The organism is Ruegeria sp. CK2 (genome assembly GCF_056536585.1).
In genome coordinates, this window is record NZ_JBQFPW010000060.1 from 1 (window position 1) to 1,421 (window position 1,421).

The following is a 1,421-nucleotide window of genomic DNA, read 5'->3' on the forward strand; positions in this document are numbered from 1 at the left end:
ACAAGGCGTTGAACGAAGCGGCTGGGATCTATGAGCTGGACACGGCTTACTTTGATAAAGGCTGGGTTGTCCCGCAGCGTTGGGTGCATCCGACCCCGATCCCAAGCTCTTTACCTGACGGCACGGCAACAGCGGATATCACCTGGCCTGTTGCATCCTTTAACTGGAACATCATCTGCAATACCGGAATGATCGTTGCGGCCCTTGCCGTTTCAGAAGCTGAGCCAGAATTGGCGAAGCAGATCATCGAAAGTGCTCAGATATCGCTTCGCAATGGGTTTGCGATGTTTGCCCCAGATGGAGCGTGGCCGGAAGGTCCAATGTATGGCGCTTTGGCTGCGCGGGACGCGGCCATCGCGATCACGTCTTTGGAAACCGTGCTCGGGCACGATTTTGATTTGTCCAAATCAGACGGGATGGCGAATTTTGGCGACTATCTTACTCATGTGACCGGGCCGACCGGCTTGTTATTCAACTACGGCGACAGCGACACAAACACTGATCTGGTCGCGTTGACCTGGCTTGCGTCGCGCTTTAACCGACCCGATTACAGTCGGCGGATCGCTGGTTCCAAACCCGTTTCACACGTTGCGCTGGATCTGATCTGGCGGCAAAACTCTGAGGAAAGACCTATCGACGGGCGACAAAACTCGTTCTGGTTCGGTGGGCTTGGACTTGTGATGATGCGATCCGCATGGGATGATCCAAAGGCGACATATGTCGGCTTCAAGGCCGGACCGCTACGCAGTCATCACAACAACCTTGATGCGGGAACATTTGTTCTTGAGACAAACGGAGTGAGATGGGCGACCGATCTTGGGATCGGAAACTACCACTTGCCCGGGTATTTCACCAACAAACGCTTTGACTATTATCGCACGGCGACAATCGGTCAGAACACACTGGTCTTTGGCTCTGCAAACCAGCAAACAACTGGTCGCGCACAGATTGAAGAGTTTGGGCAGTTCCCCGATTTCAACTTCACGATAGCGGACCTTTCTGAACCGTATGGCAGGCCCGTGGGCACCGTACGGCGTGGCATAGCCTTGATCGAAGGAAGTGCAGTTCTGATTCAAGACGAAATCGAGGGTAATCAAGCAGATCCGGTATTCTGGACCATGCATACCGAAGCGCAGGTTAGTATCGATGGGCAAACTGCGATCCTGCGAAAGGATGGGCAGGAATTACGAGCACGCGTTCTTTCACCGCCTGAGGCCCTTTTTACTTTACGTTCTGCAGACCCTTGCAAAACACCATACAACTCGGACTGCGCGAACCAGAACCCAAATTCTGGCGTCGGCAGATTGATGATTGATCTGCAAGCTCAGGACTCGGGCGCATCGCAAACAATCGCTGTTTGGTTTGACAGCGCCGGGGGCGCAGCTGACAACACGATCATCCCGCTGAGCGACTGGCGACTG

1 protein-coding gene is annotated in these 1,421 nt (G+C 54.1%); it reads left to right on the forward strand.

What is annotated here, in order from left to right:
* On the forward strand, positions 1-1,421 hold a 1,421-nt coding region (locus tag ACR0BU_RS24665; protein WP_480739569.1), incomplete at both ends, for a heparinase II/III domain-containing protein.